This window comes from Microbacterium endophyticum, assembly GCF_011047135.1.
Lineage (GTDB): Bacteria > Actinomycetota > Actinomycetes > Actinomycetales > Microbacteriaceae > Microbacterium > Microbacterium endophyticum.
In genome coordinates this window covers 796,245-821,860 of the sequence record NZ_CP049255.1, presented here as the reverse complement: position 1 = coordinate 821,860, position 25,616 = coordinate 796,245, and the positions used below count along the sequence as shown (strand labels likewise).

The following is a 25,616-nucleotide window of genomic DNA, read 5'->3' as shown; positions in this document are numbered from 1 at the left end:
CACGGCGCGAGGTGCACGGCGAAGCGACGCAGCGTGGGGTGGCGGCAACCCTGGGCTTGTGCACTAACTCAGGCAATCCGCCGCAGAGGAACCTTCGAAACTGCGGATCTGCGCGGATGACGTCGGATACGCGCGCAGCCCTGCCTGAGTTAGTGCAGGCGAGGGACTGGATGCGCGCGGCTAGCTGCGGCGGCGTGGAGATAGGTGGCGGCGTGGAGATAGGTGGCGGCGGGGAGATAGGTGGCGGCGTGGAGATATGCGGCGGCGTGGAGATATGCGGCGGCGTGGAGCTAGGAGAAGAGGCCGGCGCCGATGTAGGAGCCGCTGGAAGCGCCCGGCGGTACCGCCCACACGCCGGAGCCGACGTGCGAGAGGTACTCACCCATCACGTCGGTCGAGAGCTTCTTCTGGATCGCGATGAACTGCTCCGGCGATCGCTGGTACGACAGAAAGAACAGTCCGGCGTTGAGCGAACCGAGCTGGTCGTTGCCGTCGACGAAGTTATATCCCCGCCGAAGAATGCGGATGCCGTTGTTCATATCCGGGTGCGCAAGCCGCACGTGTGAGTTCGCATCAATCGCTGTCGACTCCGAGGCGCCGGTCGCCTCGAAGTCGGGCTCGGCGAACTCGTCGCCACCCGAGAGTGGGGCGCCGTGGGCCTTGTCGCGGCCAACCGAGCGTTCCTGCTCTTCGAGCCGCACGCGGTCCCACGTTTCGATCGTCTGCCGAATGCGTCGCGCGACGAGGTAGCTGCCGCCCGCAAGCCACGCGGGACTTTCGGCGGATGCCGCCCACACATGCTTCTTCAGAGCTGACGTGTCGTCGGCCAAAATGTTGGCGGTGCCGTCTTTGAAGCCGAATAGGTTGCGGGGCGTTGCCTGAGCGCTCGTGGTCTTGGAGGTTCGTCCGAATCCGAGTTGCGACCAGCGCAACCGCGCTCGACCGAAAGCAATACGCGTAAGGTTTCGGACCGCATGGAATGCGACCTGCGGATCGTCGGCACACGCCTGGATGCACAGGTCACCGCCGGATGACAGCGGGTCGAGGGCATCGCCGACGAAGGCCGGCAGGTCTTCGAGCAGCGCGGGCTTCTTCGACGCGAGGCCGAAGCGCGAGTCGAAGACCGCAGGCCCCACACCGAAGGTGAGCGTGAGGGCGCTCGCTGGCAGCCCCAGTGCCTCACCGGTATCGTCGGGCGGCGCAAGCGGTGACCCGCCGACCGCGCCCGAGGCGCTGACGTCGAGTCCCTGTGTCATGCGCGACGCAGCATATGACCAGTCCTGTAGCAGCGACTGGAGGTCTTCGGCCGTCGCGTCGTCAGCGAGATCGAACGAGGCGAACTGCATGTGGTCTTGCACCGGCGTCGTGATGCCCGCCTGGTGGGCGCCGTAAAACGGGTGGACCGTGGCATCCGCCTGCTGCTTTGAGACGGCGGTCGCTGTGAGAGCACCACCCGTCGCACCGATCGCGAGGCCCGCGGCTCCCGCACCGAGGAGGCCGATGAGGCCACGGCGGCTGAGGCCGCCGGTGGGAGTCGCGGGCTCGCGTTCGATGTTTTCGCTCATGAAAGTACTGTCACCGTGAGCTGCGAAAGCGGCTCGGCCAGGGTGTTGATGAGGTCGGTGAGGTCGCGCTTGTTGGCTTCGGTGAGTTCTGAGTAGTTCACGAAGCCATCTTCGAGGCTGCCGTACTGCGCGAGGTCTGCCTCGAGGTTGGCGTAGCCCTCATCGATCTGGGCGACCAGGGCTTCGCCATCGTCACCCTTTGACTCGGCCAGATCGCGGACGAGCGAGTACGCCATCTTCGAGCCTTCGACGTTGGCGGCGAAGTCGTACAGATCCGTGCCGCTCCACCAGTCTTCTTCACCCGAGATCTTGCCGGTTGCGACTTCATCGAGCAGTGCGATCGCACCGTTTGAGATGCCGGCGATGCCCTGGGTGTCGAGCGCGGTCTGGAAATCGTCGGAGTGCACGTAGGTGTTGAGCTCTGCGACGTCGGCTACGAGCAAGGCTGCATAGTCAGCGCGCTCGGCTTCGGTCGACGGCGCCCAGTTCTCGTAGGCCGATGTTTCACCGTCGGAGTTGAGAGCATCGTCGGCCGGCACCCACAGGTCCTTTTCGAGGCGGTGGAAACCGGTCCAGTCGAGGCCCTCAGCGACAGCGTCGACCTCGCGGTAGTCGATGCGCGGGTCGAGGTCTCCGAGCGATTCGGCAACGGGCTCGATGCGCTCGTAGTAGGCGCGCGCCTGCGGGAACAGCTCGCGTGCCTTCTCGTCATCGCCCGCGATGTACGCGGCAGTCAGCTCGTCAACGGCCGGAACCAGCTTCTCCACCTGGTCTTTCACGAACGAGCCATAAAGATCGACAGCCTGCTGCATCTGCTCGGCGTCGTCACCCGTCGCCTCGACCTTGTCACCCGTCACCGAGAAGCTCGCACGTCCCACGCCGTCGCCGACCATGCCCGGCTTGCAGAGCGTGTAGTAGTCACCCGGCTGAGCGGTCACGGTGAGCGTGCGGGATGCCCCGGGCGCGATGTTTTCGACTTCTCCGACGATCCGCAGCCCGTCGTCGGCGAGCAGGTAGAACTCCGTCGTGTCGGATCCGGAGTTCGTGATCTCGAATGTCACGTTGCCACTCGTGGCAGTTGCGGCAGAGACCTCGCAGCTATCTGCGGTGCTGGTCACTGTGAGCGTGTCGGTGGATGCGGCATCCGTCTTGGCGACACAGCCGGCGAGAACCAGTGACAGTGCGCCTACGGCTGCGACTCCTGCGAGGGTACGGGTCGTGCGGGTCATGATGCTCCTTGCTGTGGAGTAATGGCGTGATCGGGGGTTGCAGGTGATGAAGATTCGGATGCCGGGGCTGATTCGGATGCCGGGACTGACACGGATGCCGGGCGACGCATGTTTCGGAAAAACACTGTGCCGACGATGGCGACGTAGAGCACCCAAGCGATGACCTGGAGCCAGCTCATCTCGGGCATGAAGCCGACGGTGGCCTGCAGGATGGCGGCGAGTGCGCTCCCCGGCGCGATGGAGGAGGTGACGTCGAAGGCCCAGCCGAAGGGGAATGCGCCCCAGCCGACAGCAACCGCGCCGGTGAGGGCATCGAGGGGAGCCGCCGCAGTGAAGGGGCCCGGGAAGACGCCCGCCTCCTGCAAGTCATGGATCGCGTAGGCGAGAACACCTGCGGCGACGAGTATGAGAAAGGCGCCGGTCCACGCGAAGAAGACGCGGAGGTTGAGGCGCACAGCCCCGCGAGCGATGAGCCAGCCGAGACCCGCCGCGGTGAGGAGGCCGAGGAGCGCGCCGAGTAGGGCGAGGGGCGCATCGCCGAACGACTGCACCATCGACCACAGGAGCAGCGTGGTCTCGATGCCCTCACGAGCGACCGAGACGAAACCGATGATGACGAGGCCCCAGAGCGCGCCCGAGGCGAGGGCTCGATCGACTTCACCCTCTAATGTGCGCTTCATGGTGCGGGCTGCCCGCTGCATCCAGAAGATCATCCAGGTGACCATGCCGACAGCGACGAGTGACAGTGTGCCGCCGATGATCTCTTGCGCTTCGAACGTGAGACTGTAGGCGCCGAACGTAAGCACCGCGCCGATGACGAGCGACAGCACGATCGCGGCTGCGACTCCGATCCACAGTCGCGGCAGCACATCGCGTCGGCCGAGGCGTGCGAGATATGCCGCAAGAATGCCGACGACCAGAGCGGCCTCGAGGCCCTCGCGGAGGCCGATCAGAAAGGTGGCGAGCACGGAACAACTGCCTTCAGTGGGGTAGGTAGGCTTACTGAGGTTAGGCAAGCCTTAGCGAGAATACCTCCTCTTGCGGCTGGTCTACAACGTGACGTTGCACTGGGCGAGTCGCGGCGCGGTACTCTGACAGCGATGTCTGACACCGATGCACCCGCAGCAGAAGCCCCTCTCGAGGGCACGGATGCGGCCCCCGACCGCGATCGCGAGAAGCGGCGCGCCCGGCGGCGGTCACGCCGAGGCTCGGGGCGGAACGGTTGGCGCGACGGCGGAAGATCGGTCGTCGGCTGGGGCTGGGAGATCGTCGGCTGGGTCGTCATCGCACTCGGCGTCGGCGTTCTCGTCGGTACCGCGGCCAACCAGTTCATCGGCGGAGTAGGAGGCGCCATCCTCGGTACTGCCGCCATCTGGGTGAGCATGTTCGTGCCGATTGCGCTCGCTTTCACCCGATCTGTACCCCGGGGATTGCTGAAGTTTCGACCCGTCGATGTGCTCTACGGCGTCGTGCTCGGCGGTGCGCTCCGCCTCGCCCAAGGTTTTCTCGAGATGGCAGCCGGCGGCAACGGCGCCTTCCCGTCGTACGGTTCGCTCTCGGGGAGCTGGTGGCTCACCGAACTGCTCGGTCCGGTCGTCATTTCGCCGCTGCTCGAAGAGTTCTTCTTCCATGCTGTGCTGCTCGTCGCGCTCTACAGTGCGCTGCGGCGGCTGATGGAATCACGCATTTTGGCGGGCGTGTTCGCTGTGGTGATGGCATCCGGTGTGTTTGTTCTGGCGCACGCACTCACCGCCACTCTCACGTGGGATGCCGTCGTCGCGCTGCTGCTCGTCGGCCTTGTGAACGGCACCCTCGTCGTGCTGACCGGCCGCATCTGGGGTGCTGTGCTCGTGCACGTTATGTTCAACGCGTCGTTCGTGGCGCTCGCGCTCGTCGGTACTGTTCTCGGCGCCAGCGGCGGCGGCGTCGTGCTGCAGTAGCTGTCGCGCCTCTTTCGTCTGCTGACTCGCCTATCTTTGTGGGTGTTTTGCGCTCCGCACCCACAAAAACGGGCACGTCGCGAGGGGTTTCGCGGATGCCGTGGCTCGGAGCGCCGCGCCCGCCCGGTAGCGTCGAACCATGGATGTTGCGGTACTGGGAGCAACGGGCGATATCGGGCGGGCGATCTGCGCTGAGCTCATCGAAAGACGGGTGCTTCGCCCCACATCGCGGTTGCAACTCGTGGGTCGCGCGGGCGGCGCATCCGGGCGCGCCGCCCATGGGCTGCGCGTCGACCTGATCGACGCGCATGACGAGCACGCCCCGCTGATCGACGTTGCTACGTCGCCCGACGAAGTCGTCGCCGACGTGATCGTGCTCGCGGCTGGCCAGACGATTCCGACAGGCGGGGGTCGCGTCGTCGACCGCGACGGACTCGCAGCCCACAACCTCTCGATCTTTCAGGACTACGCGGCCGCTATCGCCGAAAACGGCAGCGGACACGAAGTCGTCGTCGTGGTCTCGAACCCCGTCGAACTCGGAGTGGCCGTCGTGGCCGAGCAGATCGGGCGGCACCGGGTCATCGGCATGGGTGCGTGGCTCGATACGCTCCGCTTTCGCCGAGAGATCGCATCGGCCCTCGGCATCCGTCGTCAACGCGTGAGCGGATTCGTCGGCGGCCAGCACGGCGACGGAGCCGTGCCGCTGTGGTCGAGCGTGCACCTGCGTGGGCTCGACGTGGCGGAGCGCCGCGACGTGATCGCGGGGCTGCGCGGACCACGCACACTCGCAAGTTTCGGCGCTGAAATAGCCGACGCGAAAGCGCAGCTCGCAGCGGTGGAGGCCGACGATATCGCGGGCGCGTTCGCGTTGACCGACTCGTGGGCGCCCGACCTGCAGGCGGTCGTGCGGCCCTACTTGACGCATCAGTCCGGCGCGAAGACCGCTTTCGGTACGGCCAGTGCGACGGTCGATCTTGTTGACACCGTGCTCGATGGGCGTGAGATCGTCGTTGCCGGTCAGGTCATGCTCGACGGCGAAATTTCGCTGCAGGGGTCGCCCTGGTGTGGCCCCATGGGTGTGCCCGTCGTGTTGGGACCCGACGGCTGGCGAAATGTGCTGCTCGAAGACCTGGCCGAAGACGAAGAAGAACGTTTGGCCGCGGTCGGGCACCACATCAACAGCGCGATCGAGGGGTGGACGCGATGACGACCGACATCAACGACCGTTGGGTGGCCTTCGTCACGGTCGCTGACCGCAGCGGCACAGTGACAGCGCTCGCCAACATGTTTTCTACCCGCGGGGTGAGCTTCGAATCGTTCCACACCCTCTCGGTACGCGACGGAGTCGGCCGAATGTCGATCACCTTTCGCGGCAGCGAGCGGCTTTCGCGCGTGCTCGTGCGGACGCTTGAGCGACTCGACGTTGTGCGCTCGGTACAACTCGAAAACACCGGTGACGAGCGCGTGCGCGCGATCGCCGTGCTCGGAAGCTCTGTGATCATCGGGCCGTTCGCCGACGTGGAATCGCAACTCGACGACGCGCTCGCCGAGGGCGAGACGCTCGTGGCCTTCACCGTATTGCCCCCGGAATAGGTCGCTTCCGCGCCGGCCGCGGCTCAGCGAGCGGCGGCGGCGCGGGACCAGGCTTGGGTTGCGACCTGTACGGCGTCCCAGGGGGATCCGAGGGGCGGGGTGTACGACAGGTCGAGGTCGCTCACCTGCTCGACGGTGAGTCCGGCAAAGAGCGCCGTCGCGTACGTGTCGACGCGCTTTGCGGTTTCCGTTCCGAGGCGACCGACAAGCTGTGCACCGAGCAGCTGACCGGAGCCCGCATCGCCAGTGATGCGAATGCTGATGGGCTGCGCGCCGGGGTAATAGCGCTTGTGATCGTCGGCGATTGCCTGGGTCGTCAGCGGGGTGAAGCCGGCCGCGGCCGCCTCGTCGTGTCGCAAACCGGTGCGGGATGCGACCAGGTCGAAGACCTTGACCACCTGCGTTCCGACCGACCCCGCGAACTGCGCCTGGCCGCCCAGCGCGTTTTCGCCCGCAACGCGCCCCTGCTTATGTGCCGTCGTGCCGAGGGGGAGATACGTGAGCCCGAGCAACCTGTGGTGTGTGGCGACGCCGTCACCGGCGGCGAACACATGGGGGAGTCCGGTGCGCATCTGTGCGTCGACGGACACGGCACCTGCCGGCCCGAGGGTGGCCCCGGCATCCGCCAGCAGCGTCGTGTTGGGGCGAACGCCGACCACCGCGAGTATGACCTCGGCAGAATGAGTGACCCGGATGCCACCGCGCTCGGCGTGCACGGTCAGCCCACTGTCGCTCTTTTCGACTCCGTGCACCACCGTGTCGGTGTGTACCTCGACGCCGTGGTCGGTGAGTTCAGAATGCACGAGCGCGCCGAGTTCGGGGTCGAGGGTCGAGAGCACCTCAGGCCCGCGCTGGAGCTGGGTAACGCGGATGCCACGGGCGGTGAAGCCCTCGGCCATTTCGAGCCCGACGTAGCCGGCGCCGATGATGATCGCCGTCTTCGGCCCGCGCTCGGTGAGAAAGCGTTCGAGCGCGAAGGTGTCACCCATCGAGTGGATGACGTGCACGCCGTCTTCGGGGGTGAGTTCGTCGAGCCCCATGATGCCCGCATATGACGGCAGGGCTCCGGTGCCGACGATCAGCTCGTCGTACGCGATGTTCGACAGCTGGCCGGTCTCATCGCGCACGGCCAACTGCTGGCCGGCGACATCGATCGACGTCGCGAACGTGTTGAGGCGCAGGTTCATCCCGGTGGCTTCGAGGTCTGCGTGCGTGCGGTGTGCGAGCGACTGCCAGGGCGCAACTTCTCCCGAGAAGTAATACGGGATGCCGCAGATCGAAAAGTTCGGATACGCATCCGCCACGACAACCGTGACGTCGACGGAGGGGTCAAGTTCGCGGGCGCGAAGCGCGGCGGAGATGCCGGCGTCACTGCCGCCGATGGCGACGAGGTGCATGTCAGTCCTTTGGTTCGGGTTCGTGGGGGATCACCATGTCGTCCGCGGCGCGGTCGGCATGAGGGAAGAGGGCAATGGCAAGGAGCGCGCCAACGGCCCCGCCGATGAGCTGCGCGGCGATGAACAGCAGTACCGATGCGGGGGCGATGCCGGCGAACGAATCGCTGAAGATGCGCCCGATCGTCACGGCAGGGTTGGCAAACGATGTTGAGCTCGTGAACCAATATGCAGCGCCGATGTAGGCACCGATCGCCGGGGCTGCGGCTGATGTTTGGCCGGTGCGCGCAAGAGCGATGATGAGCAAAATGAGGCCCGCTGTCGCGACGATTTCGGCGAGGAATGTTGCTGGCGTTGCACGATCGGTTGTCGAAAGCGACGTCGGCAGCGCGAACATCGCGTTGGCAAGAACCGCGCCTGTAATGCCGCCCGCGAATTGCGCGACGAGATAGATCGCTGTCATCGGAAGCGACAGCCCGGTGTGGTGTCGCCGCCCGAGAGCTGCGTCAACAAGAGACACCACGGGATTGAAGTGCGCGCCCGAGATGCGCCCGAACATGAGAATCAGCACGGCGAGTCCGAGTGCCGTGGCGATGCTGTTCGCGAGAAGCTGCACTCCGGGGTCATCTGATAGTCGCTCGGCGGCGATGCCCGAACCCACCACAATCGTCACCAGCATGCCGGTGCCGAGAAACTCGGCCACCGCGCGGCGGATCGTCGGTACGAAATTCACTGGGGCTCCTCGGCTTGACGCACTCACATTACCTCAACGATGATTGAGGTAATGAACGAACAGGTGAATTCTCTTGCGGCGCGAGCGGCACGCCACGCGGCTCTCGGCGAGCCCGCGCGGCTGCGCCTCCTCGACCTGCTCACGCTCGGTGACCTGTCACCCACCGAAGTGCGTGAGCGCCTCGGCATGACCTCAAACCTCGTCTCGCACCACCTCGGCGTGCTCGAAAACGCTGGCCTCATCACGCGCACCAGGTCTGAAGGCGATGCGCGGCGCAGCTACGTGTCGCTCCGCCGCGAAGCACTCGCGCACCTCGCGCCATCAGCGGATGCCGCCGCTCGCCGCGTCGTTTTCGTCTGCACCGCGAACTCGGCACGGTCGCAGCTGGCCGAAATGCTGTGGCGCACGCAAAGCAGTGTGCCCACGGCATCCGCCGGCACGCATCCGGCACCCGCCGTTGCTGCCGGGGCCGTGCGTGCAGCGCGCCGCCACGGCATGAACCTCGGCGACGCGAAACCTCGCAGCGTCACCGACGTCGTGCGCGACACCGACCTCGTCATCACTGTGTGCGACAGTGCTTACGAGGAGCGTGCGCCACGCAGCGCGCCGGCACCGCTGCACTGGTCGGTGCCCGACCCGGTACCTGTCGGAAGCGACGCTGCCTTCGATGCCGCGTTCGACGACCTGATGCACCGCGTCGCGGAGTTTGCGCCCCGCATCCGAATCTCGTAAACGCGCTACGGGCCTACAAGCTGAGCTGGGTGAGAGCCGCGCTCAGCGCGTCGGCGCCGGTGTCTTGCAACAGCGCCATGTAGACGAGAACAGCAGCGCCAGCGGCGATCATCACGAGCCCCGCGAAGGCCCACCAGGGAGTTCCCGGGCGCCGCGGCGGCTTGCGAGATGACTTATGTCGACGCGGAGCCGACGGTGCCGGTGCGGCCGCAGCAGTAGAGCGTGCGCGCGAGCGGTAGAAGATGTGCGACGTCGAGAGAGCTGACTCAACAGCAAGCATGATCTCATTTCCAAAAGAGTTCCGGTGCAGCTGTGGCGATGCTTCGGCGACGAGAGGATGCCGTCGTGACATGTATAGCAGCGTCAGGTTTATCCCGTGTTTCACCTATGTGAGCACTTTTAGTCGTGCGCGTTAAGCCCGCGTCGGCAGAACCGATTGCGCCGCCCTTTGGGTCCCAAAACCCCGCTGACCTGCCCGATTTTGTGCGTTGCGCGGCGCGCGACGTTCCCCCGACTGTTTCCCGATGCTTTCTGTTCACCTCTTGGACCCGAAGTCGATAGGCCAACGCGGACATGATCCCTGCAGACCATGGACGTTCGAGGGGCGGGCGGTGTGTGATGGGGGCGACGAAGATCACATTCGCGACGTTTAGCGGACTCGACGAGCGAAGGCTCGCTTCTTGGTGCCTCGCCGCGAGCACTGTGCGTCGCGCGCACGGGATGGAGCCAGCATTCGAAGCAACTGGTGTGCTGACTCCGGGCGCAACCTATTGGCGACTGCACGCGTTGAACTCGCGTGAACTTGGCCGCTCCGTGCGTGTGTACCCGAGTCGCGAACATGCGTTTGCTCACGTCGCTGAGATCCGCGCGCGACGCGATGAATTAGTCGCGTATGCCTACGCGTATTCGGCCGCGCGCCGCACCATCGGCTGGTATCTCACCCTGGACGCCGAGCCTGTTGTGATGAGCGCACGTCCATATGACAGCGCAAAGTGCGCCGAGCGCATCGCATCGGCCACTCCAGCGCTCTTGTGCGAGCTCGCACAGCGTCAGGGGTAGGCCGTCTCACGCAAGTCGCGAGTTGGTGGTGGGGCACGTACGCTCGAAGAACGCACGCTCACCGTCGAGAGGAACCACGCATGAGAATCGCTGTTACGGGATCGTCCGGAAAACTCGGCGCCGTTGTCGTCCGAGAGCTCCGCGCCGCAGGGCACACCGTCATCGGGATGGATGTCGTCGGCACCCGTGGCCCGGGATTCGTGCAGGTCGATCTCACCGACTACGGCCAAGTCGTCGACGCGCTCACCGCGGTCGGTGACCAGCACGATGGTGTCGACGCTGTTGTGCACCTCGCTGCAATTCCGGCCCCCGGCATCCGCCCCGACGTTGCGACGTTCCACAACAACATGCCGGGCACGTTCAACGTGTTCTGGGCTGCAGCGCGCCTGGGGATCACCAAGATCGTCTACGCCTCGAGTGAGACTGTGCTCGGTCTTCCGTTCGATGTGCCACCTCCGTACGCGCCGGTCGATGAGGAATACCCCGCCCGCCCCGAGTCGGTCTACTCGCTCGTCAAGCACCTCGAAGAGCAGATGGCCATCGAACTCGTGCGGTGGAACCCGGAGCTTTCGATCACGGCGCTTCGTTTTTCGAACGTCATGGTCCCCGAGGACTACGCCGAGTTTCCCTCGTTCGATGCCGACGCGATGATCCGCAAGTGGAACCTCTGGGGCTACATCGACGCCCGCGACGGAGCGCAGGCAGTGGAGCGTGCTCTCGAGGTTGCGCCGGCCGGATTCGAGCGCTTCATCATCGCCGCCGCCGACACCGTCATGACGCGATCCAACGAAGAGCTGCTCGCCGAAGTGTTCCCTGATGTGCCGCTTCTGCGCGAAGTGGGCGTGAACGACACGCTGCTCTCAATCGACAAAGCACGCCGGATGCTCGGCTACGCTCCGCAGCATAGTTGGCGCGATCACGTCTAAGCGCCGCAGCGTGGTATCGTAGATCTTTGGTGCCTGTGCCCGCTAGCCAGGTACTACGAACGTGAGCCCTCCACTGGCGTCTTGTAGAGACATCCGTCATTTGCAAGCACCCCGGAGCGGGATTCACGAACTTCTCCGTTCGACAAAGAAAGCAGCACTACAGTGACGCGCACTTATACCCCCAAGACTGGTGAGATCCAGCGCGATTGGATCGTGATTGACGCAACCGACGTCGTTCTCGGTCGCCTGGCATCGCACGCTGCCACGATCCTTCGTGGCAAGCACAAGCCGACCTTCGCCAACCACGTCGACGTCGGTGACTTCGTCATCGTCATCAACGCTGGCGCTGTTGCACTCACCGGCCAGAAGCTCGAGAAGAAGAAGGCTTACCGTCACTCCGGTTACCCGGGTGGACTCAAGTCGATCACCTACGCCGAGCTGCTCGAGAAGAACCCCGTGCGCGCCATTGAAAAGGCCGTGCGCGGAATGCTCCCCAAGAACAGCCTGGGTGCCCAGCAGCTGTCGAAGCTGAAGGTTTACGCCGGTGCCGAGCACCCGCACGCCGCTCAGCAGCCCACGACGTACACCTTCGACCAGGTCGCCCAGTAGGCGTTCCTTAAAGGATTCAGGACATCACCATGGCGCAGATCTCTGAGACGATCGATACCTCCAACTACTCCACCGAGTCCGCAGCCGAACCGGCCGCCGTTGCTGCAGAGCGCCCCGTGCTCTCGGTTCCCGGCGCAGCCGTCGGCCGCCGCAAGCAGGCAATTGCCCGCGTGCGGTTGGTACCCGGCTCCGGCGTGATCACGGTCAACGGCCGCACGTTCGAGGACTACTTCCCCAACAAGCTGCACCAGCAGCTGATCAACGACCCCTTCACCGTGCTGAGCCTCGAAGGCGGCTACGACGTGATCGCTCGCATCTCTGGTGGTGGCCCTTCGGGTCAGGCCGGCGCGCTGCGTCTCGGCATTGCCCGCTCGCTCAACCAGATCGACGAAGAGAACAACCGCGCCACCTTGAAGAAGGCCGGATTCCTTTCGCGTGACGCTCGTGTGAAAGAGCGCAAGAAGGCTGGTCTCAAGAAGGCCCGCAAGGCTCCTCAGTACTCGAAGCGCTAAGCGCTCCGGTACTTATGGCGCTGTTCGGTACGGACGGTGTGCGGGGTCTTGCAAATGGCTCCCTCACCGCCGACCTCGCGCTCACCCTGGCCCAGGCGACTGCTGTCGTTTTGGGCCAGGGCCGCACGGCAGAAGCACGCAAGGCCGAAGGTCGGCGTCTGACAGCCGTGGTTGCCCGCGATCCGCGGGTCTCCGGTGAATTCCTTGCCGCAGCTGTGTCTGCCGGTTTGGCCTCATCGGGTGTCGACGTGTTCGACGCTGGGGTTCTTCCCACCCCCGCGGCGGCGTTTTTGGTAGCCGACATCGACGCTGACTTCGGCGTGATGGTTTCGGCATCCCATAACCCCGCCCCCGACAACGGGATCAAGATTTTCGCACGCGGCGGCGTGAAGCTCCCCGATGAGGTTGAGCAACGCATCGAGGCGGCGCTCACCGCCCCCAAGTTCCAACCGACGGGCGCCGGCGTCGGCCGCATCCGCCGATTCGCTGATGCTGAAGACCGCTACGTGCTGCACCTGCTGAAGTCACTGCCGCACCGACTCGATGGCCTTCACGTCGTGCTCGATTGCGCGCACGGCGCAGCATCCGGGGTGTCGCCCGAGACATTCAAGGATGCCGGAGCCCAAGTCACCGTCATCGGTGCCGACCCCGACGGACTCAACATCAACGACGGCGTGGGTTCGACCCACCTCGACGTCCTCGCCGAAACTGTCGTGCGGCTCGGTGCCGACCTCGGAATCGCGCACGACGGTGATGCGGACCGCTGCCTCGCTGTCGACGCGCTGGGTAACACGGTGGATGGCGACCAGATCATGGCGATCCTCGCGGTCGCCATGAAGGAACGTGGGGTGCTGGCATCCGACACGCTCGTCACGACCGTCATGAGTAACCTCGGGCTCCACCGCGCGATGGCCGATCACGGCATCAACGTGTTGTCGACTGCCGTCGGCGACCGCTACGTTCTCGAAGAGATGAACCGGGGCAAGTATTCCCTCGGCGGCGAGCAGTCGGGTCACGTCATCATGAGCGCATTCGCGACGACCGGAGACGGCCTGTTGAGCGGTCTGCACATCATGGCCGAGATGGCCCGCCAGAAACGCTCGCTTGCTGATCTCGCGACCGTGATGACGGTGTATCCGCAGGTGCTCATCAACGTCGACGGGGTGGATCGCACCCGGGTCGCCGACTCGGGGCTCGCTCGGGCCGTGGCCGACGCGGAGCGCGAGCTCGGCGACGAGGGGCGCGTTTTGCTTCGAGCTTCGGGCACCGAACCGCTTGTCCGAGTGATGGTTGAGGCATCCGAGGCTTCTGTCGCGGAGCGCATCGCTCAGAACCTCGCAGCAGTGGTGCGCGAACGCCTCGCGCTCTAGCCGCGCACGCAGCGCGGTAACTTCTTCGAAACACTCGCTTCGTAGAATCGACGGGCAACGTAAGCCGTTGCGGGCCACCGGGCCACAAAATCTCGGTGGAAAAGTGAGAGACGCGGGCATCAGCCGATGCCCCTCTACGCGACCGCCACAGCTTCACGTGTGCACGTCGCGAGCGTCTCAACTCCTGTAGACCGGTGGAAGTGTGAGAGTTCAAACATGACAGTGAAAGTTTCGGTTGTCGTAGGCAACCCCAAACCCCAATCGCGCACGCTCAAAGTCGCAACCACTCTGGTTGAGCATTTGTTTGCCGATGGCACGTACGACCTCAAAGTCATCGACCTGGCTGACCACCAGAGCGAAATCTTTGCGTGGCCGTCTGAAGAGATGAGCGCGCTCAACTCCCACGTCGCTGAGAGTGATCTGGTCGTTTTCGCGTCTCCGACGTATAAAGCCACCTACACCGGACTGCTCAAGGCGTTCCTCGATCGGTACCCCGCGAACGGACTTGCCGGCGTTGTCGCAATTCCAGTGCTGACAGGTGCTGACCTGACGCACTCGATGGGTCCGACTGTGAATCTTGCACCCCTGCTCGTGGAACTTGGAGCAATCGTGCCTGGTCGTGGCTTCTACTTCGTGGCGAGTCAGATGGACAAGATTGACGAGCTCGTTGCGGCTGCGGCATCCGAGTATCGATCGAATTTCGCCAAGTTTGCCTCGCTCGCAGGCCACGGGGAGTAGTCCCAGGTCTGGCGCTAGTTCCCTCGGGCTGCCGGCGGTGTTCCTCATCCCGCTGCCGGTAGCCTGAGGCATCGTCAATCGACGGTTTCGAGGTAGCGCAGCAGTACGCCCTCGCGAAGAGCCCAGGGGCTCACTTCGAGTTCGTCGACGCCAAGTGCTTTCATCGTCGCGTGCAGCACAACGGCACCGCCGACAATCTGAAAGGTGCGTTCCGGGGTGATTCCGGGCAGCTGTTGGCGTGCCTCGGCCGGCATCGCCGCCATCCGCGGAATCCAGCTCTTCAAGGCTGAACGCGTAAGAATCAGACGGTCCTCTTCAGCCCAACCGGGTTGAGTCGTGCCCGCCAGGCGAGCCAACGAGCGGATGGTTTTCGACGAACCGACGATGTGATCGGGCTGCGGGCGGTCCGCGAGCGCATCACGGATGGGAGCCAACTGCTCGCGAACGTGATCGCGAAGACGACGGATGTCGGCCGCCTGCGGCGGATCTTCGGGCAAGAATTCAACTGTCACGCGCCCGGCGCCGAGCGGCACCGACAGTGCAACATCGGGCAGTTCATCGGCTCCTGCCGCCACCTCGAGTGAACCGCCACCGATGTCGAGCATGAGGATGTTGCCGGCTGACCAACCGAACCAGCGCCGGATCGCCAGGAACGTGTAGCGCGCTTCGCCGGGTCCATCGAGAACCTGCAGCGGCACACCCGTGATGGCCTCAACGCGAGCGATCGTTTCGGGGCCGTTCGTCGCTTCGCGCAGCGCTGAGGTTGCGATCGTGAGAAACGCCTCGACACCTTCGCGTTCAGCGGCCTGCCGCGCAAGAGTTGCGGCCTCTTCGAGCGCTGCGACCCCATCGGGGTTTATGGCACCGGTGGCATCCAGAAAGCGCATGAGGCGCAACACCTGACGAAAAGACGTCGATGTGACGGGCCGAACGCCGGTTCTAGCGTCGGCAACGAGCAGGTTGACAGTGTTCGATCCGATATCGAGGACCCCGAGGCGCACCTGTACACAGTAGCGGTGCGCCGAGTCTGCGGAGTTCAGTCGGAGAATCGTGTTCCGTCGGACGGTTTGGGGCCGTGGCATCCGACTGAACGCGATTCTCCGACGGTATGGAATGCACAATCGCACTGTCGTAACCGACGAGCGTGGCTACGATGGTGCGGTGCCCGAACCTTTGGAGACCGCGGCGTTGTACCGCGAGATCGCCCGCGACGAATGGTCGCGGATGGCAGCCGACATGCCGCAGCCGCTGACGCAGAGCGAAATCGTGCAGCTGCGGGGTATTGGTGACCGCCTCGACCTCGACGAAGTGCGCGAGGTATACGCGCCACTCAGCCGGCTGCTGTCGTTGTATGCAAAGTCAACGAAGCGACTCGGCGCCGACACGAGCGCGTTTCTCGGCGAAGCCGATACGACAACGCCGTTTGTCGTCGGAGTTGCTGGCTCTGTTGCCGTCGGCAAATCCACGATCGCCAGGCTTTTGCGCGAACTTATGAGCCGGTGGGCTGACACCCCTCGCGTCGAACTCGTCACGACTGACGGTTTTCTCTACCCCAACGCTGAGCTTGAGCGTCGCGGCCTGATGGACCGTAAAGGGTTTCCCGAGTCCTACGATCGCCGCGCGCTCGTCGAGTTTCTCACTGAGGTGAAGTCGGGTGCGCCCGAGGTGCGTGCGCCGTTTTATTCGCACATGCGTTACGACATCGTGCCCGACGCACACGTCACGGTCCGTCGCCCGGATGTCGTGATCGTGGAGGGGCTCACGGTGCTGCAGCCCCCGCCGGCGCCCAACGATATTGCCGTATCTGACCTGTTCGACTTCTCCATCTATGTCGACGCAGACACCGCTCATATCGAGAAATGGTACGTCGACCGCTTCCTCGCCCTGCGTGAGTCAGCCTTCAGCGACCCGAACTCTTTTTTTCGCGTCTTCGCTGAACTTTCTGACGAGGATGCCGTGGCCCAAGCACTGCAGTTCTGGAACGAGATCAACCTCCCGAACCTCGATGAGAACGTGCTGCCGACACGTCACCGCGCTTCATTGGTGCTGCAGAAAGGCGCTAGCCACGCCGTAGATCGCGTGTTGCTTCGCAAGCTCTAGGCTTCGCGGCCCTGCCTGCCCACCCCGTGCCGACCGCCGCCCTGCACTAACTCAGGCAAAGAGTCAGAATAGGCCGGCAGGAAGCGGCCCGCGGCCGTGTCCTGCCTGAGTTAGTGCAGGGGCGTGTGGTGTGAGGATGCCGGATGCCGGGTGCCGGGTGCCGGATGCCGGGTGCCGGGTGCCGGGTGCCGGATGCCGGGTGCCGGCGTCGCGGACGACTCATGTCGTGCCGCGCGGCGGGTGTACAGCCTGGCCCGCCTAGCATGGAGGTATGTGCGGAATCGTTGGGTACGTGGGCCCTCAGCAGAGCCAGGCCATTCTTCTTGCAGGTCTTGCTCGCCTCGAATATCGCGGGTATGACTCCGCAGGCATCGCCGTTATCGATGCCGATGGTGAGCTCGGTATGCGTAAGCGCGCCGGCAAGCTCAAGGTGCTGCGTGATGACCTTCTCGAAGAACCCATGCGCAACGGCACGACAGGCATCGGTCACACTCGTTGGGCAACGCACGGTCGACCGACCGACGAGAACGCCCACCCTCACCTGGCTGACAACGACAAGCTCGCCGTCATCCACAACGGCATCATCGAGAATTTCGGTGCTCTCAAAGCCGAACTCGTCGCCGAGGGTTTCACCTTCTTGAGCGAAACCGACACCGAGGTGGCCGCGGTGCTGCTCGGGCGTGCCTACCGCACCAACGGTGGAGACCTGGTTGCCGCTTTTCGTGCCACTGCCGCGCGCCTCGAAGGAGCATTCACGCTCCTGGCCATGCACGAAGACCACCCCGGGCTGGTCGTCGGCGCTCGCCGTAACTCGCCGCTCGTCATCGGTCTCGGCGAGGGTGAGAACTTTCTCGGTTCCGACGTTGCGGCTTTCGTCGAGTACACCCGCAAAGCTTTGGCGATCGGTCAGGATCAGATCGTCGCAATCACGCCTGGCGGCGTCGTCGTGACCGACTTCGATGGCAACGAGGTTGAGGTTGAGCCTTTCGATGTGACCTGGGATGCCGCGGCCGCTGAGAAGGGCGGATGGCCCTCGTTCATGTCGAAAGAGGTGTCCGAAGAGCCCGAGGCCATCGCGAACACGCTTCGAGGACGCATCAACAATGGCGCCGTCGAGATCCCCGAACTCGACGGCCTCGACGAACTCTTCGAAGGCATCTCCCGCGTCGTCGTGATCGCCTGCGGCACCGCGGCCTACGCAGGCCAGGTGGGAAAGTATGCGATCGAGCAGTGGGCGCGCATTCCTGTCGATGTCGAGCTCGCCCACGAATTCCGCTACCGCGATCCCGTGATCGGGCCCGACACTCTCGTTGTGTCGATCAGCCAGTCGGGCGAGACGATGGACACGCTCATGGCGGTCAAATTCGCCCGCGAGCGCGGAGCTCGCACCCTCTCGATCTGCAACACTCAGGGCGCGACCATCCCGCGTGAATCGGATGCCGTCGTCTACACGCACGCGGGACCCGAAGTTGCCGTGGCATCCACAAAGGCCTTTGTCGCTCAGATCGCCGCCCTGTATTTGCTTGCGCTGCACGTGGCTCGCGTTCGCGGCACGATGTCGGCGCAGGCTATCGCCGAGCAGGTGGGCGAACTCGAAGAGGTACCCGCCAAGATTCAGCGGATTCTCGACACCGAATCGCCACGCATTGCGGAGCTGGCGCACTGGATGGCCGACACCCGCTCGGTGCTGTTCCTCGGCCGCCACGTTGGCTTCCCCATTGCACTCGAGGGCGCTCTCAAGCTCAAAGAGATCTCGTACATTCACGCGGAGGGCTTTGCCGCAGGTGAGCTCAAGCACGGTCCGATTGCGCTGATCGAGCCGGGCCAGCCCGTCTTCGTCATCGTGCCCTCGCCTCGCGCTTCCGCGCTGCTGCACTCCAAGGTGGTCTCAACCATTGAAGAGATCCGCGCGCGCGGTGCCCGAGTGATCGCGATCGCCGAAGAGGGCGACGCAGCGGTTTTGCCGACGGCCGACGAAGTGTTGCGAATCCCGCTGGCCGCGCCCCTGATCGAGCCGTTGCTCGCTGTGGTGCCGCTGCACCTGTTCGCGATGGGGCTTTCGACGGCGAAGGGTCTCGATGTCGACCAGCCGCGCAACCTGGCGAAGTCGGTAACCGTCGAATAGACGCGCGCGATAAGGTTGCGGATGCCGTGAGTCGCGGCGTCGGGAGAGCAGATGATCGTCGGAATTGGCATCGACCTCGTTGATATTCCTCGATTCGAGGCTCACATTTCTCGCACGCCCAAGCTGCTCGAGCGACTCTTTTCCCCCGCCGAACGTGTGCTCAAGCCCCGGTCCTTGGCAGCGCGATACGCGGCGAAAGAGGCACTCATCAAAGCCCTCGGCGGGTCTGACGGTGTGCACTGGACCGAAATCGAAGTCACACCGGAGGCGTCGGGTCGGCCGTGGTTCACCTTGACGGGATCGACCGCCGAAGTGGTAGCTGCCCGTGGAATTAGTACGCTCCACCTCTCGATGAGTCATGATGTGGGCTTCGCCGTCGCTTACGTGGTCGCCGAGTCGGCAACCGAACAGGAGACACACTCATGAGCCGATTGCCCGCGGGGGTCATGCGCGAGGCGACAGTCGATGTCGGCGCGATCGAGGCGAATGTCCGCCATCTCAGACGTCTCACAGATGTTGAGGTCATCGCCGTCGTTAAAGCCGACGGCTACGGTCACGGAGCGGCGCGAAGCGCAACGGCCGCACTCGATGGCGGAGCAACCCGTCTGGGGGTTGCCGATATTGGCGAGGCGCTCGCCCTCCGACGAGCCGGCATCATGGCGCCCATCGTTGCGTGGCTGCACGCGCCCGGAACGTCGTTCGCCGAGGCCGCGGCGGCCCATATCGAATTGGGAATCTCAAGTTTCGATCAGCTGCAACAGGCCGCAGCGGCAGCATCGTTTGACGGCCCAGTGAGCGTCCACCTCAAGCTCGAAACCGGCCTCAGTCGAAACGGCATTGCGCCAGAGGATTACCGGGTGGTCTTCGCCGAAGCCGCGCGACTTGAGCGCATCGGCAAGCTCCGCGTCATTGGAATTTTCAGTCACCTCTCGAATGCGTCTGCCGACGAAGATCGGGCAGCTCTCGCGCGATTCAACACGGGCCTCGGTGTCGCGGCAGCCGCGGGAATCGCCCCACCGCTTCGACACATCGCAGCAACGCACGCCGCGATTGCGCTTCCGGAGAGCCGGCTGAACTGTGTGCGTCTCGGCATCGGCATCTACGGTCTCTCGCCTTTCGCCGACCAGACCTCCGCCGAGCTGGGGCTTCGGCCCGCGATGACACTCCGCGCATCCGTCGCGGCAGTGCGTCGCGTGCCAACGGGCACCGGGGTTTCGTACGGCTATACGCACCGCACCGAATCCGAGACCACGCTTGCCCTCGTGCCTCTCGGCTACGCCGACGGTGTGCCGCGCGCAGCATCGAGCGCTGGCCCGGTGCAGATTGGCGGCTCGACCTTCCGTGTTGCTGGCCGAATCGCTATGGACCAGCTTGTTGTCGATGTCGGCGACAGTCCCGTCGCGGTCGGCGACGAAGCGGTTCTCTTCGGCGATTCAACACTCGGTGTTCCCTCGGCCGACACCTGGGCGGATGCCGCAGGCACCATCAATTACGAGATCGTCACTCGAATCGGACCTCGGGTGCCACGCAGACAGGTTTCATCATGAGTGTTCCCGCAGAGCTTCTCGGTCAACGCGAGATCTCATCTCCCGAAGAAATGCACCAACTCGGCAAGATGCTGGGCGAGGCACTCGTCGCGGGCGACCTGATCGTGCTCACTGGGGCACTTGGTGCGGGCAAAACAACGCTGACGCGCGGTATCGCTGAGGGTCTCGGCGTTCGTGGCCCCATCCAGAGCCCCACCTTCGTCATCGCCCGCACTCACCCGTCGCTGGTCGGTGGTCCGCCGTTGGTTCACGCTGACGCGTACCGGCTTTCGTCAGCTCTTGAGCTTGACGATGTCGACATCGACGCTGCGGGCTCGGTCGTCATTGTTGAGTGGGGTCGCGACATGGTCGAAGGCATTCGCGACAGCTGGTGGGAGATTGAGATCGAGCGCGAGACCGGAGGACGCGGTGCCGACACGATGTGCGGTGACCTTTCCCGCGTCTCGATGGAGCTTGATGCCGATTCGCCCCGCATTGTCGAGATTTCTCGCCGCCCGTAGCACCGGAGCTGACGCTGAGAACACATCAGCGAGGGCTGCACGCACCTCACCTGGGCGCTCGACGGCCGCATAGTGGCCAGCACCCGGCAGCCCTACGTCGTCGAAATCGCGGATGCGGCGTCGCATTGCCGCGCTATCGCCCGCACCGACGAACACATCGTGTTCGCCGTGCACTGAGCGCACAGGCACCGAAATGCGGTTCCATAGCGACGTCTCGTAGGTTCGGGCCTGCTCGGCCGCGGCGAGAAAAGCCTGTGGGCGAATTTCGTCTGCGAGCGCGTCGCTCACCGACGGATCGATGGCGTGCGGGTGTCGAAACAGTGGACGCGCGAGCACTCGAAGTGCGCCGCTTCGGCGGAGGAAGTTCAGGAAGGGAACCGCCGCGGATCCGAGACCGCGGAGCATCCGCATTGCCAGGAGCATTCCGCTGAATGCAGGGAGCGCTGCCGCACCAAGGATCGGGTTCCGTAAGACTCTCTGGATTGCGCTGCCACTCGGCGACACGAGTCCAACCGCAACCGTGTTCTGCGGAAAACGGGCAGCAACGTCGAGAGCGATAAACCCGCCGAGCGAATGACCAATGAGCCGCCACTGGCGGTAACCCAGCGATCTTGCAACAGCGGCAATCGCGCACGAGACCACAGCGATATCGGGCACGGGACCCGCGCTCCCGCCCCACCCGGGTAGATCGATTGCAATCACGTCGGTCAGCGGCTCACGGCGACCACCATCGCTCGCGGCATCACCTTCAGCGATCAGCGGTGTCCATGTCGTCCATGATGCTGCAGCGCCGTGCAGCAGGATCGTTGCCACGTCACCACCTTCACGGCCGTGGTGAACGACGATGTGTCCCGCAGCCGTCGGCACAACACTTCGTTGCAGCCCGAGCGTTGCACCGTCGGTGCGAAGTGCTGACATGTGCCTGTTCATGCCAGGTATTCGGTGCCGGAGCGAGATCGGATGCCTCGCCCACGCGCGCATTACCCTGGAAGAGTGATCCTTGGCATCGATACTTCTCTCGGCACGGAGCTTGCTCTCGTCGACCCCGACGGTGTTGTGCGCGCGGAAGCGGCCAGTCGCGATGCTCTGGGGCACGCCGAAGTCATCGGCACACTGCTCGTGAGCGTGCTCGCCGACGCCACCACAGCGGCCGCCGTCGGAAGCCCCGTTCCCGCGGGTTCAGATAATGCGGGTTCGGAGATTGCCGTGACGCACGTGGCTTCTGGAATGGGGCCGGGGCCCTTCACTGGTCTTCGCATCGGCATTGCGGCCGCTCGGGCTTTCGCGCTTGCGCGCGGCATCCCGGTCATTCCCGTGCCGAGCCACGATGCTGTTGCCCTCGAAGCACTCATGGCTGCGGCTCTTACCGGTTCGGAGCCGGAGCGCTTTGCCGTCGTCACCGACGCGCGGCGACGTGAGTTCGCATATACCGTCTATGACGGCATCGACGACGATGGTCTTCCGCTGCGGGTTGCGGGCCCCGCTCTCGTGCCACGCGACGATATTGACGCAACTGTCGCGGCGCTCGGCGCGCGGCGCCTCGATGCCACGCGGGTGCCGGCGGCATTCATCGGCCTCGTTGCCGCACGCGCAATCGCGGCGGGTCGCGAGGTCGCCGATGCTGAACCGCTCTACCTTCGCTCGCCCGATGTGACCCTCGGTCATATTCCGAAGAAGGTCGGGGTATGACTCGGATGCGCCGCGCGACCGTCGCCGACCTCGACGCCATCATGGCGCTCGAAGAGGCGAGTTTTCCGACGGATGCCTGGAGCTCACCCATGATGCGCGAAGAGCTTTCATCGCCGCATAGTTTCTACCTCGTGCTCGAAGAAGAAGTACACACGGGGCTCGCGGGCTACGCGGGTCTTCGCGCGCTTTCGGGTTCGCACGATGCCGACGTTCAGACAATCACGGTTGCTGCGGCATCCCGAGGGAAAGGCCTCGGCCGCACACTCCTGAGAGCTTTGCTCGATGAAGCTACCCAGCGAGGCATCCGCGACGTCTTTCTCGAGGTGCGCGCCGACAATCCGGTCGCACAGGCGCTGTACGTATCGGAAGGCTTTGTCGACATCGGCCGTCGCCCCGGCTATTACCAGCCCGACGATGTGGATGCGATCGTTATGAAGTGCGAGATGTCTCATTGGCACCGATCGGTTCTTCGTGTCGACGCCGAACCGGGGACAATAGTCACGTGAACCGCAGTGAACCTCTTGTGCTGGGCATCGAAACCAGCTGCGACGAAACCGGCATCGGGATCGTCCGGGGTCGTGCGCTCCTGAGTAATACCATCGCATCGAGCATGGACGAGCACGCCCGCTTTGGGGGCGTCGTACCGGAGGTCGCTGCCCGCGCGCACCTCGAGGCTCTGCAGCCGAGCATCGAAGCAGCGCTCGCCGAGGCTGAGGTGTCGCTGAATGAAATCGACGCCGTCGCCGTGACATCCGGCCCGGGGCTTGCCGGCGCGCTCATGGTCGGCGTTGGTGCGGCGAAAGCACTCGCGGTGGGCCTGAATAAGCCGCTCTATGCCGTCAACCATCTCGTCGGGCATATCGCTGCCGACATCCTCGACGTCACTGCTGCGCCGCTCGAATATCCCACTGTGGCGCTCCTGGTCAGTGGCGGACACACCTCGCTTCTGCTCGTCCACGACCTCACGGGCGATGTCGAGTTGCTCGGTGAGACTGTCGATGACGCCGCAGGCGAAGCGTTCGACAAGGTCGCGCGTATTCTTGGCCTGCCGTACCCGGGCGGACCCGAAATCGACCGCGCCGCTGCCACCGGAAACCCTGATGCAATCCGGTTCCCGCGAGGTCTCTCTCGCGCTTCGGATCGGGAAAAGCACCGGTACGACTTCTCCTTTTCTGGGCTCAAAACTGCGGTCGCACGGTGGATCGAGCAGCGGGAGGCCGCGGGGCAGCCTGTCCCCGTCGCCGATGTCGCCGCATCATTTCGTGAAGCAGTCGTCGACGTGCTCGTAACGAAAGCTCTCGATGCGTGCCAACAGTACGGGGTGCCGCGACTGCTGCTGGGCGGGGGAGTCATCGCCAATCGGCGCCTCCGCGACGTCGCCACGGCGCGCGGCGAGGCCGCCGGCGTCACTGTGCGCATCCCGCCGCTCAGTCTCTGCACCGATAATGGCGCCATGATCGCAGCACTCGCCGCCGAACTCATCATGTCGGGACGAGAACCATCGACGCTTGCGTTCGGGGCTGACTCCACTCTTCCCGTCACCGAGATTCACGTGGCGGCGAGCACATGACCGAGCCAAACCCGCCGAGCTCCGCGTCGCCGCCGGCATCGCCGCTGCCGGCAGCTCCGCCAGCACTGCCCGGTGCGCACCGCGGCGGCTATCAGCGCGAGTTCACGGCTCCTCTCGACATCGTCGTAGCGACGCAAACCGAATACCCCTCGGTGCCGTGGCAACCGCCCGTTGCGGCCCCGATCGCACCACCGGTGCAGGGAGCATTTTCTGGCTGGGCACTCGGTTTCGCCGTTGCCGGACTCGTGTTCTCGTTCTTTGTCGGCTGGGCGTTCCCCCTGGGATTCGTCGCTATCGTGACGGCGATTATTGCGCTGCGGCGACCGCTCGAAAGTCGCCGTGTCGCAGTGTGGTCCATTGTGTTGGCCGCACTTTCTATCGCCTACAGCGCGCTGTGGTTGGTGTCTTCCGCGCAACAGGCCGGCGTGATCAACTAGCGGACTCCACCTCAGTCGACACGGTCAACGAGCAACGCGCGGCGGCGTTCGCCAACGCGGGTCACGATGAGAGTTGCGGATGCCGCTCCCGAGAGCTTCAGCTTGGTGCGAAGCACTGCAGGGTCGATGTCGACGCCGCGCTTTTTGATCTCCAGGGTGCCGATGTCGCGGGCGCGAAGTGCCTTAGCGAGCGACTTCACGTCGAAGGGAAGTTCTTCGCGCACGCGAAAAGAGCGGACGAAGGGGCTCGTGAGTGCGGCATCCGACGTGAGGTAGGCGATGCCGTCAGAGATCATCCCGGCCTGCAGGCGACGGGCCACGTCACCGATGAGGCGGGCGCGAATGACGGCGCCCTCGGGCTCATGCACGAACTCGCCGAGTTCGCGCGTCTCGACGTCATCGGCATCGGCCTCCGATGTGATTTCGTGGGTTTCATCGCCTCGGACAACAAGAGCGGAGCGATAGATTCCGGGTCGAGCGAGCGCGCCCGACCACAGCACGAGCTCGACCGTCGCGCCATCCACGCTGATCCACTGCGCTTCGATCTCGGGCGGAATCGCGTCGCGTTCGAATCCTGGTCCGAGCTTGATGCCCGTCGGCATCGTACGTGCCAGCCCAAAAACCCAGTCGAGATTCGGCGAGTAGTCGGTGGGACGCACGCGCCGTGTCTCGGTGTGGCCGGCGGTTCGTCGAGCGGGGTCGAGCCATGCTCCTCGCACCTGGGAGAGATCGGATGCCTCGGCAATGCTGTGCCGCACGCTCACTGCGTCGCCGAAGGGCGCGAGGTTGTACGCGGCGATAGCTGCTGTGACTTCATCGGCATCGCACGCTTCGACATCGAGCCCGAGGCCCGCGAAACCAAGCGCGTCACCACCGATGCCGCAACCGAGATCTGCGATGCGCGTGAGGCCCGCGTCGCGAAACCGGCCTGCGTGCCGAGCGGCGACGGATAGTCGCGTCGCCTGTTCGAGGCCGGCACGTGTGAAAAGCATGCCGGATGCAAAGTCGCCGAATTTCGCGCGTGCCCGTACTCGCAAGCGTGCCTGACCTACAACGGCGGAGACAAGATCGGGGGAGTTACCCGCGGCACGCAACCGTGACACGGCAGACGCGACATCCGCTGTGGATTCGAGCGGACCGACCTCGTCGAGTAGCCGGAGCCCCTCCGGGGTGAGTAGTGCGGTGAGCTCTGCCATCTCCATGCCACCACCCTACGTGTGGCGCCAATTGCGAGGGAGAGAAATTGGC

The 25,616-nt window shown here is 64.6% G+C and carries 27 protein-coding genes and 1 pseudogene; 19 read left to right on the top strand and 9 right to left on the bottom strand.

All coding sequences use genetic code 11. The features are described 5' to 3' along the window. Positions 1 to 290: 290 nt before the first annotated feature. The 3 genes from efeB to efeU are packed head-to-tail and all read right to left on the bottom strand — an operon-like array spanning position 291 to position 3,762. Positions 291 to 1,565, bottom strand: coding sequence for an iron uptake transporter deferrochelatase/peroxidase subunit (gene efeB / locus G6N83_RS03860; RefSeq protein ID WP_165139458.1), 1,275 nt, complete (start codon positions 1,563 to 1,565; stop codon positions 291 to 293). Continuing rightward, positions 1,562 to 2,794, bottom strand: coding sequence for an iron uptake system protein EfeO (gene efeO / locus G6N83_RS03855; RefSeq protein WP_165139456.1), 1,233 nt, complete (start codon positions 2,792 to 2,794; stop codon positions 1,562 to 1,564). Before efeO ends, efeB begins: the two co-directional genes overlap by 4 nt. After that, entirely contained in the window at positions 2,791 to 3,762 is a 972-nt protein-coding gene (gene efeU / locus G6N83_RS03850; protein WP_165139454.1) for an iron uptake transporter permease EfeU, read from the bottom strand. Before efeU ends, efeO begins: the two co-directional genes overlap by 4 nt. Positions 3,763 to 3,894: 132 nt before the next feature. Between efeU and G6N83_RS03845 the strand changes: the two genes are divergently transcribed. From G6N83_RS03845 to G6N83_RS03835, 3 genes are all read left to right on the top strand, one after another. Further along, a complete protein-coding gene (locus G6N83_RS03845) occupies positions 3,895 to 4,734 on the top strand; it encodes a CPBP family intramembrane glutamic endopeptidase (protein ID WP_165139452.1) in 840 nt (279 codons plus the stop codon). A 139-nt stretch (positions 4,735 to 4,873) separates the two neighbouring features. Then, on the top strand, positions 4,874 to 5,941 hold the full coding sequence (locus tag G6N83_RS03840) for a lactate/malate family dehydrogenase (RefSeq protein ID WP_165139450.1): 1,068 nt from the start codon (positions 4,874 to 4,876) through the stop codon (positions 5,939 to 5,941). Continuing rightward, entirely contained in the window at positions 5,938 to 6,327 is a 390-nt protein-coding gene (locus G6N83_RS03835; RefSeq protein ID WP_165139448.1) for an ACT domain-containing protein, read from the top strand. Before G6N83_RS03840 ends, G6N83_RS03835 begins: the two co-directional genes overlap by 4 nt. A gap of 23 nt (positions 6,328 to 6,350) precedes the next feature. On the opposite strand, the gene G6N83_RS03830 is transcribed toward G6N83_RS03835, so the two are convergent. Together G6N83_RS03830 and G6N83_RS03825 are read right to left on the bottom strand one after the other, a co-directional pair. Continuing rightward, positions 6,351 to 7,724, bottom strand: coding sequence for an FAD-dependent oxidoreductase (locus tag G6N83_RS03830; protein ID WP_165139446.1), 1,374 nt, complete (start codon positions 7,722 to 7,724; stop codon positions 6,351 to 6,353). A gap of 1 nt (position 7,725) precedes the next feature. Then, a complete protein-coding gene (locus G6N83_RS03825) occupies positions 7,726 to 8,400 on the bottom strand; it encodes an aquaporin (protein WP_165143096.1) in 675 nt (224 codons plus the stop codon). A gap of 105 nt (positions 8,401 to 8,505) precedes the next feature. On the opposite strand from G6N83_RS03825, the gene G6N83_RS03820 reads away from it, so the two are divergent. Continuing rightward, positions 8,506 to 9,186, top strand: coding sequence for a metalloregulator ArsR/SmtB family transcription factor (locus G6N83_RS03820; RefSeq protein ID WP_165139444.1), 681 nt, complete (start codon positions 8,506 to 8,508; stop codon positions 9,184 to 9,186). 13 nt (positions 9,187 to 9,199) lie between these two features. On the opposite strand, the gene G6N83_RS03815 is transcribed toward G6N83_RS03820, so the two are convergent. Further along, complete coding sequence (locus tag G6N83_RS03815) at positions 9,200 to 9,538, bottom strand: hypothetical protein (protein ID WP_165138064.1); 339 nt, start codon at positions 9,536 to 9,538, stop codon at positions 9,200 to 9,202. Between the two features lie 266 nt (positions 9,539 to 9,804). On the opposite strand from G6N83_RS03815, the gene G6N83_RS03810 reads away from it, so the two are divergent. The 6 genes from G6N83_RS03810 to G6N83_RS03785 all read left to right on the top strand — a co-directional run bounded on the left by G6N83_RS03810 (position 9,805) and on the right by G6N83_RS03785 (position 14,400). Then, complete coding sequence (locus G6N83_RS03810; RefSeq protein ID WP_165139442.1) at positions 9,805 to 10,245, top strand: hypothetical protein; 441 nt, start codon at positions 9,805 to 9,807, stop codon at positions 10,243 to 10,245. 80 nt (positions 10,246 to 10,325) lie between these two features. Next, positions 10,326 to 11,171: an NAD-dependent epimerase/dehydratase family protein gene (locus tag G6N83_RS03805; protein ID WP_165139440.1), complete on the top strand. Its 846-nt coding sequence runs from the start codon at positions 10,326 to 10,328 to the stop codon at positions 11,169 to 11,171. A gap of 162 nt (positions 11,172 to 11,333) precedes the next feature. Continuing rightward, positions 11,334 to 11,780, top strand: coding sequence for a 50S ribosomal protein L13 (gene rplM, locus G6N83_RS03800; protein ID WP_165139438.1), 447 nt, complete (start codon positions 11,334 to 11,336; stop codon positions 11,778 to 11,780). Positions 11,781 to 11,809: 29 nt separating this feature from the next. Next, positions 11,810 to 12,292 carry a 30S ribosomal protein S9 gene (gene rpsI / locus G6N83_RS03795; RefSeq protein ID WP_165139436.1) on the top strand — a complete coding sequence of 161 codons (483 nt, stop codon included), beginning with the start codon at positions 11,810 to 11,812 and terminating at the stop codon, positions 12,290 to 12,292. A gap of 14 nt (positions 12,293 to 12,306) precedes the next feature. Then, entirely contained in the window at positions 12,307 to 13,662 is a 1,356-nt protein-coding gene (gene glmM, locus G6N83_RS03790) for a phosphoglucosamine mutase (protein WP_165139434.1), read from the top strand. A 216-nt stretch (positions 13,663 to 13,878) separates the two neighbouring features. Beyond that, the gene (locus G6N83_RS03785; protein ID WP_165139432.1) at positions 13,879 to 14,400 is read left to right on the top strand and encodes an NADPH-dependent FMN reductase; all 522 of its coding nucleotides are present in this window, start codon (positions 13,879 to 13,881) and stop codon (positions 14,398 to 14,400) included. A 74-nt stretch (positions 14,401 to 14,474) separates the two neighbouring features. Here G6N83_RS03785 and G6N83_RS03780 read toward each other — a convergent pair whose 3' ends face one another. Further along, the gene (locus tag G6N83_RS03780; protein ID WP_165139430.1) at positions 14,475 to 15,401 is read right to left on the bottom strand and encodes a Ppx/GppA family phosphatase; all 927 of its coding nucleotides are present in this window, start codon (positions 15,399 to 15,401) and stop codon (positions 14,475 to 14,477) included. Positions 15,402 to 15,513: 112 nt separating this feature from the next. Between G6N83_RS03780 and coaA the strand changes: the two genes are divergently transcribed. The 5 genes from coaA (at position 15,514) to tsaE (ending at position 20,672) form a co-directional block, all read left to right on the top strand. Next, a complete protein-coding gene (gene coaA / locus G6N83_RS03775; RefSeq protein ID WP_165139428.1) occupies positions 15,514 to 16,500 on the top strand; it encodes a type I pantothenate kinase in 987 nt (328 codons plus the stop codon). Positions 16,501 to 16,771: 271 nt separating this feature from the next. Continuing rightward, a complete protein-coding gene (gene glmS, locus G6N83_RS03770) occupies positions 16,772 to 18,625 on the top strand; it encodes a glutamine--fructose-6-phosphate transaminase (isomerizing) (RefSeq protein WP_165139426.1) in 1,854 nt (617 codons plus the stop codon). Between the two features lie 51 nt (positions 18,626 to 18,676). Further along, positions 18,677 to 19,051 carry a holo-ACP synthase gene (locus G6N83_RS03765; protein WP_165139424.1) on the top strand — a complete coding sequence of 125 codons (375 nt, stop codon included), beginning with the start codon at positions 18,677 to 18,679 and terminating at the stop codon, positions 19,049 to 19,051. After that, on the top strand, positions 19,048 to 20,172 hold the full coding sequence (alr, locus tag G6N83_RS03760; protein ID WP_183408420.1) for an alanine racemase: 1,125 nt from the start codon (positions 19,048 to 19,050) through the stop codon (positions 20,170 to 20,172). The genes G6N83_RS03765 and alr overlap by 4 nt, the downstream gene beginning before the upstream one ends. Then, complete coding sequence (gene tsaE, locus G6N83_RS13835) at positions 20,169 to 20,672, top strand: tRNA (adenosine(37)-N6)-threonylcarbamoyltransferase complex ATPase subunit type 1 TsaE (RefSeq protein ID WP_241246273.1); 504 nt, start codon at positions 20,169 to 20,171, stop codon at positions 20,670 to 20,672. Before alr ends, tsaE begins: the two co-directional genes overlap by 4 nt. Before the next feature lie 96 nt (positions 20,673 to 20,768). Here the strand turns inward: tsaE and G6N83_RS03750 are convergent. Then, positions 20,769 to 21,590 (bottom strand): annotated as a pseudogene (locus G6N83_RS03750) (alpha/beta fold hydrolase); the annotation flags it as partial. Positions 21,591 to 21,665: 75 nt separating this feature from the next. On the opposite strand from G6N83_RS03750, the gene tsaB reads away from it, so the two are divergent. The 4 genes from tsaB to G6N83_RS03730 are packed head-to-tail and all read left to right on the top strand — an operon-like array spanning position 21,666 to position 24,368. Beyond that, positions 21,666 to 22,361: a tRNA (adenosine(37)-N6)-threonylcarbamoyltransferase complex dimerization subunit type 1 TsaB gene (gene tsaB, locus G6N83_RS03745; protein WP_165139420.1), complete on the top strand. Its 696-nt coding sequence runs from the start codon at positions 21,666 to 21,668 to the stop codon at positions 22,359 to 22,361. Beyond that, positions 22,358 to 22,867 (top strand): ribosomal protein S18-alanine N-acetyltransferase, encoded by a 510-nt coding sequence (gene rimI / locus G6N83_RS03740; RefSeq protein WP_165139418.1) that lies wholly within the window; start codon positions 22,358 to 22,360, stop codon positions 22,865 to 22,867. Before tsaB ends, rimI begins: the two co-directional genes overlap by 4 nt. Beyond that, positions 22,864 to 23,931 carry a tRNA (adenosine(37)-N6)-threonylcarbamoyltransferase complex transferase subunit TsaD gene (gene tsaD, locus G6N83_RS03735; RefSeq protein ID WP_165139416.1) on the top strand — a complete coding sequence of 356 codons (1,068 nt, stop codon included), beginning with the start codon at positions 22,864 to 22,866 and terminating at the stop codon, positions 23,929 to 23,931. Before rimI ends, tsaD begins: the two co-directional genes overlap by 4 nt. Then, positions 23,928 to 24,368, top strand: a complete 441-nt coding sequence (locus tag G6N83_RS03730) for a hypothetical protein (RefSeq protein ID WP_165139414.1) — start codon at positions 23,928 to 23,930, stop codon at positions 24,366 to 24,368. Before tsaD ends, G6N83_RS03730 begins: the two co-directional genes overlap by 4 nt. An 11-nt stretch (positions 24,369 to 24,379) precedes the next feature. Here the strand turns inward: G6N83_RS03730 and G6N83_RS03725 are convergent, their stop codons facing one another. Next, the gene (locus tag G6N83_RS03725) at positions 24,380 to 25,570 is read right to left on the bottom strand and encodes a class I SAM-dependent methyltransferase (RefSeq protein WP_165139412.1); all 1,191 of its coding nucleotides are present in this window, start codon (positions 25,568 to 25,570) and stop codon (positions 24,380 to 24,382) included. Positions 25,571 to 25,616 lie beyond the last annotated feature (46 nt).